Here is a 5759-nt window from a genome sequence, read left to right as displayed (position 1 = left end):
CGTGCCAGCCATGACCGCTTGGCCGACTGCGCTCGCCCGACCGGCTCCGTCGGCCAAGCTACCCGTAGAGCAGAGGCCGACCCTGCACTAACTTTGAACTCGGACCACCGCGTGGGGGCTGGTCACTAGCCCAGATGTCGGCGGGCAGATGCCGCTGAGTGGTTCCATGGAACCGATGATGAGGGCGGGGCGAAATTGGGCGCCATACCGACATCGCTGTCGCCCTGCCTTGTGGGGAAGGGATTGGAGATCGTCGGTAGGAGTACGCTCACTCAGGAACCGCACCGGTCCAAAAATCTGACGCGGGCAGCTCGCCCCCTCGGAAACCCTGATGGCGGATACACCTTCCGCCAACGAAGCCGAATAATCCTGTCCTGTCAGAGCGTTGAGATTTGGCTTTGACCGCTACCCACGACCTCGCCCACGTTCACGGGCGTTTCTATTGGAGCTTCAGCCTTCCCGGCATCTAATGCCAAGAGACGGGAATGGTCGCGACCACGTTGTCCTGCTCGGGAGCCAGCGGAGGCGGCCGGAGCGGTTGCGCATCACGGACGGCCCGGGCGGCGGCATCGTCGAGGCCCGTCACCCCGCTCTTCTTTGTGACCTCAATTTTGCTGACCGCGCCATCGCGGCTCACCACGAACTGGACGGTGGTGACGAAGGGGACCTTTGTATGCCGGTAGCCAGGAGGGGGCCGGTATCGGGCGTGGATGTCCCTGGCGGCCTGCGCTGCCCAATCCTGCATGCTTTCGGCCTGCGCGGGCACTAGCCCGACCAGAACCAAAGCGAGGACACGCGCGATCGAGCCGAGAGGATTGGTCATAGCGAAGCCTAGCATCATGCTTTTGCACCGAACATGCGGACGGCGACCAATCAACCTAAGTCGACCGGCATAGTTAGCCATTCACACAAACTGACGTCATTCCCCCATCCAACCCGTGACCTTGCCCCGTGTTTGCCCCCGTTCATAACCAAAGTCCGTTCTGGTCCTGTCGGGACCGGGCTGCAAACGCGTTTGGGGTAAGCCCACCGAGGCTCGTGTGGGGGCGGCAGGTGTTGTAGTCGACCCGCCACGCCTCGATGATGGTCCGGGCCGCCGGCAGGCTCCGGAAGAGATGCTCGTTCAGGCACTCGTCGCGCAAGCGCCCGTTCAAGCTTTCGACAAAACCGTTCTGCTGCGGCTTGCCGGGGGCGATGTAGTGCCACTCGACCGTACGCTCCTCCTGCCAGCGCAGGATGGCATGCGAGGTCAGCTCGGTGCCGTTGGCCGCGTCCGCCTCCTCCCGCCGCAGGTAACCCTCGTACTGGATGCGCTCGGCTGCAGTGAGCAGCGCCGGATCGATCGTGGCTGCGCCGACGACCTCGCGAACCTGTCGCATCGACCTTCACACGGCATCGAGGAAGCCGCGGCTGGCATTTGTCAGTGGGCGTTGAATACTCCCTGATTGTGGGCATCGAAAATTCCCTGGTCGGTGCCCTGGCCTGAGTGCGCGGAGGGCACCCCGCGCTCTCAGGCTTATCCATCCTGCGCAACCATGCCGGCCGATGCGTATCGGTCGGGAGGGACGAGGATGGTCCTGCTGGGAGAACTCCTCATGATCCTCGACCTGCATCGACAGGGGCTGTCGGTCACCGCCATCGCCCGCCGGACAGGGCGTGATCCGAAGACGGTCCGGAAGTACATCGAGCGCGGCCTCGAACCACCGGCCTACGGTCCCCGCCAAGCCGGACGTCCGAGCAAGCTCGCTCCCTACCTCGTATACCTGCGCGAGCGCGTCACGACCTTCCCCGATCTCAGCGCCGTGCGCCTGACCCGCGAGCTGCGGGAGCGCGGCTATATGGGGGCCTACACCGCCGTGAAGCGGTTCGTCGCCGCGACCCGTCCGCCCGAGGCCAAGCCCTACGAGGTTCGCTTCGAGACCCCCGCCGGCCAGCAGGCGCAGGTCGACTTCGCTCGCTTCGTGGTCACCTTCACGGACGCACCGGGCGCGAGCTGCATCGTATGGCTGTTCTCGCTCGTGCTCGGCCATTCCCGGCACATCGAGGCACGCTTCGTCCTGCATCAGGACCTGCAGACCCTGCTGCGCTGTCACATGCAGGCGTTCGCCGCGCTCGGCGGCGTGCCGATCGAGATCCTCTACGACCGCATGAAGACCGCGGTCACCGGCGAGGCGCCGGACGGCCATATCGTCTACAATCGATCCCTGCTGGCGCTGGCCAAACATTACGGCTTCCTGCCGCGTGCCTGCCGGCCGTACCGGGCCAAGACGAAGGGCAAGGTCGAACGGCCGTTCTCCTACATCCGCCAGGACTTCTTCGTTGCCCGCTCCTTCCGCGATCTCGACGACCTGAACCTCCAGCTCCGGACTTGGCTCGACACCATCGCCAACCTCCGCCTGCACGGCACCACGCAGCGGGTCGTCTCAGAGGCCTTCGCCGCCGAGAAGCCCGAGCTGCAGCCGCTGCCGGCCGTGCCCTTCGACGTCCTGCTCAAGCTCGAACGGCGCGTCAGCCACGACGGCCTCGTCTCGATCGGCGGCAACTACTACAGCGTGCCGGATCGGACGCGGCGCGTCGTCGAGGTGCACCAGTTGCCCGACACGATCCGCATCCTCGACGGCGGCCGGCTCGTGGCGAGCCACTCGATCCTGGAGGGACGGCGCCAGTACCGCGTCGATCCCGAGCATCGCCAGGGAGGAGCTGCCCGAGCCATGCGGCACGGCCATCCCGACAGCCTGCCGATCGGTCGGAGTGGCGATCACGTCGCGCAGCGCTCCCTGGCCGTCTACCAAGCCGTCGGCGAGCGGCTCGCCGCTGGGATCGGGGTCCGGTCATGACCCGTACCGCTCCCGCCCATGCCGCGACGACCCTCGACAGGATCAAGCACAGCCTGGTCGGCTTGCGCATGCCGCGAGCCCTCGAAGTCCTCGACGCCACGGTTCGGCGCATCGAGCAGGGCGAGATCGATGGCATCACCGCCCTCGACGAGATCCTGATGGAGGAACTGACGCTGCGCGAGAACCGCCGGGTGAAGACCGCCCTGCTGGTCGCTCGCCTGACGACGATCAAGACGCTCGCCGGCTTCGACTTCACCTTCCAGCCCTCCCTCGACCGGGAGCGGATCATGGCGCTGGCGGAATTGACCTTCATCGACCGGGCCGAGGTGGTCCATCTTCTCGGCCCGCCCGGCACCGGCAAGAGCCATCTGGCCACGGCACTTGCCGTCGAGGCAGTGAAGGCCGGGCGCAGCGTGGTGTTCTCGACGCTGGCCGAGCTGATCGCCTCGCTGGCCAAAGCCGAGCGCGACGGCGCGTTGCGCGAGCGGATCCGCTACCTCAGTCGGGCCTCGCTCCTGGTCGTGGACGAGATCGGCTACCTGCCCGTAGTCCCGGGCGGGGGCAACCTGTTCTTCCAGCTCGTCAACGCGCGCTATGAGAAGGGAGCGATGATCCTGACCTCAAACCGCGGCTTTGCCGAATGGGGTGAGGTGTTCGGTGATCCCGTGGTGGCCACGGCCCTGCTCGACCGCCTGCTGCATCACGCTGTCGTCATCCAGATCGAAGGGGCGAGCTACCGGCTGCGCCAGCACGGCGATCTCATCCCCGAGCACGTGCGTTCGAAGGCGCTGATCACCCCGCCGCCGGTTCCACGACGCCGCGGCCGGCCCCCCAAGAAGGCGACCCTTGATCATATCCCCGGCTGATCACCGATCGCTACCGAACCCGCCGGGTAGGGAATTTTGAAAGCCCATAATTGCGGAGACTACGGTGCCCGTTGACAGGCATTCTCCATGAGGTGCCACCGGTCGGCGACCTGGATGGACTGCGGCAGAGCACGGGCGATGGCCTCGCCATATCCACCCCCGCGGTCGCGGGCGACGATCTGGATCGAGCCGTTCATCTTCAGCCATGTCTGTGCGGTGGCCTGCTCGCGGTCGGGCAGGAGCGCTACGATGCGGCGGCGTTCGAGGTCGCAGACGAGGGTGCCGTAGCGGTGGTTGCGCCGCCAGGCGAAATCGTCGATCCCGATGACGCTGAGTGGATCGGAGTGGGTAGTCGCCCGACGGCGGATCACGCGCAGGAGCGTGTCGCGGCTGACGGGCAGCATCAGGCGCTGAGCGAGGCCTGCACCGGGCCGACCCCCGAGTGCGAGCCCGAGGTGATGGACGATCTGCTCCAGCCGCGAGGTGCGTCGCGCGAAGGTAGGCAGGACATCCTCGGAGAAGCGCTCGGCGAAGATCTTCCGCCCACAGGCCGCTGCGTCACACCAGAAGCGTCTCACCATGACTTGGAGTTCGACGCGCCGGCCACCAAGCGGCAGGTCGGCGGCACGGCGCTGGTAGCGGCTTTGGATGCGACGTGAAGAGGTCCGTGGAGTTGCCCCCATCAAACCGGACACGGGGCTGGTTGCATCTGAGCACGGATGAACTCGCGCGGCGAGCGCATGCCGAGCCCACGATGGGGATGGTGTTCGTTGTAGTCGGTGATCCAGGCGCCGATCCGCGCCAGGACCGTGTTGGCGTCGGGCCGGGGTTGGACGCGGGCATAGTCGCGCTTGAGCGTCTTCACGAACGCCTCGCTCACCCCGTTGCTCTCGGGCGAGCGTACCGGCGTGAAGCAGGGCACGAGGTTCAGGGCTGCCGCGAAGGACAGCGTCTCGGCGGCCGTAAAGGCAGAGCCGTTATCGGCCAGCCACTGCACGGGATGGGTCGCGCAAAGGCTGCCGAAGCGCGCCTCCACGCAGGTCAGCATGAGATCCCGCACCATCTGGCCGGTGATCCCACCCGTGGAGGCCACCCAGGCGATCACCTCGCGATCATGGGTGTCGATGGCGAAGGCTACCCGCACCGCCTCGCCGTTCCAGCAGCCGATCTCCAGCCCATCCGAGGACCAGCGCTGGTTCGAGGCCGCGGCGATCACACGGCCCTCGTGGGTGCCCACGGGTCGCCCGCCCGTGTGGCGCTGGAGGAGCAGGCTGTCCCGCTTCATCAAGCGGAACACCCGCTTGTGGTTCAGGGCGGGCTCGCCAGTGGCGCGCCGCGTCCGGTTCAGGATCGCCGTCACTCGCCGATAGCCGTAAGTCGGCCGCACGTCCGTGATGGCGCGGATGGCGATCAGGACGGCCTCGTCGTCGGCGCGACGATAGGGACCGCGCGACCGCGACCCAGTCCGTATCTGCTCGACGAGGTTGGAGCGGGCCACGCCGAGCACGTCGGCCACGACCTTCACCGGGAAGAGCCCGCGGGCGGCGACGGCAGCGGCCACACGGCTTTTTTTATCCATGCAGCGGCCAGCGCCTCCTTGAGCACCTCGACCTCCAGCGTCTTGCGTCCCAGCAGCCGCTCTAGATCGCGCACGCGAGCTTCCAACTCGCGCATCCGGCTAGCAGCGACCACCTCGTCGTCGGCTTGCACCGCCACCTGTCCGCCCTCGGCCATGCGACGCCTCCACCCGAATAGAAGGCTCGGTGAGAGGCCGTGGATCCGCGCTACCGCCGAGACGGTCATGCCGGGCTGCATCGTCTCCTCGACGAAGCGCACCTTCTCGTGGGCGGTATAGCGCCTGCGGCGCTCGCGCCCGGTGATGATCTCGATCCGCTGCGTGTCGTTCGGCATAGGCGCACGCCTAGGCTTCCGCCTAGGGCGTCTCTGCAAAGTCATCTGAGCCAGAGCATGGTCATGCCGAGCGTGACCATGGCGAGGTAGTTCGCGGCTCGCTTCTCGTAGCGGGTGGCGATGCGGCGATACTGCTTGAGCCGGC

At 66.8% G+C, this 5759-nt stretch carries 4 protein-coding genes and 4 pseudogenes; 2 read left to right on the top strand and 6 right to left on the bottom strand.

Going from position 1 to position 5759, the window contains the following annotated elements; all coding sequences use genetic code 11:
- Nucleotides 1-466 precede the first annotated feature (466 nt).
- From ACLBX8_RS31390 to ACLBX8_RS31380, 3 genes and pseudogenes are all read right to left on the bottom strand, one after another.
- Entirely contained in the window at nucleotides 467-841 is a 375-nt protein-coding gene (locus ACLBX8_RS31390) for a TonB family protein (protein WP_447716385.1), read from the bottom strand.
- Between the two features lie 124 nt (nucleotides 842-965).
- Nucleotides 966-1265: pseudogene (locus ACLBX8_RS31385) on the bottom strand (integrase core domain-containing protein); the annotation flags it as partial.
- Nucleotides 1266-1424: pseudogene (locus ACLBX8_RS31380) on the bottom strand (ISL3 family transposase); the annotation flags it as partial. It abuts the pseudogene before it with no gap.
- A 147-nt stretch (nucleotides 1425-1571) separates the two neighbouring features.
- Here ACLBX8_RS31380 and istA point away from each other — a divergent pair.
- Together istA and istB are read left to right on the top strand one after the other, a co-directional pair.
- Entirely contained in the window at nucleotides 1572-2837 is a 1266-nt protein-coding gene (gene istA / locus ACLBX8_RS31375; RefSeq protein WP_447716384.1) for an IS21 family transposase, read from the top strand.
- Entirely contained in the window at nucleotides 2834-3703 is an 870-nt protein-coding gene (gene istB, locus ACLBX8_RS31370) for an IS21-like element helper ATPase IstB (RefSeq protein ID WP_447716383.1), read from the top strand. Before istA ends, istB begins: the two co-directional genes overlap by 4 nt.
- A 77-nt stretch (nucleotides 3704-3780) precedes the next feature.
- Here the strand turns inward: istB and ACLBX8_RS31365 are convergent.
- The 3 genes and pseudogenes from ACLBX8_RS31365 to ACLBX8_RS31355 form a co-directional block, all read right to left on the bottom strand.
- Nucleotides 3781-4371 (bottom strand): annotated as a pseudogene (locus ACLBX8_RS31365) (ISL3 family transposase); the annotation flags it as partial.
- 14 nt (nucleotides 4372-4385) lie between these two features.
- Nucleotides 4386-5614 (bottom strand): IS3 family transposase gene (locus ACLBX8_RS31360; RefSeq protein ID WP_447716382.1). Its coding sequence is split into 2 segments (ribosomal slippage): nucleotides 4386-5281 and nucleotides 5281-5614, totalling 1230 coding nucleotides; the frame shifts between segments, so codons are not numbered across the junction.
- 41 nt (nucleotides 5615-5655) lie between these two features.
- Nucleotides 5656-5759 (bottom strand): annotated as a pseudogene (locus ACLBX8_RS31355) (IS5-like element ISMra2 family transposase); the annotation flags it as partial.

It is taken from the genome of Methylobacterium sp. D48H, assembly GCF_053345715.1.
The sequence above is the reverse complement of the archived record's forward strand: the minus strand, read 5'-3'. Positions and strand labels throughout refer to the sequence as shown.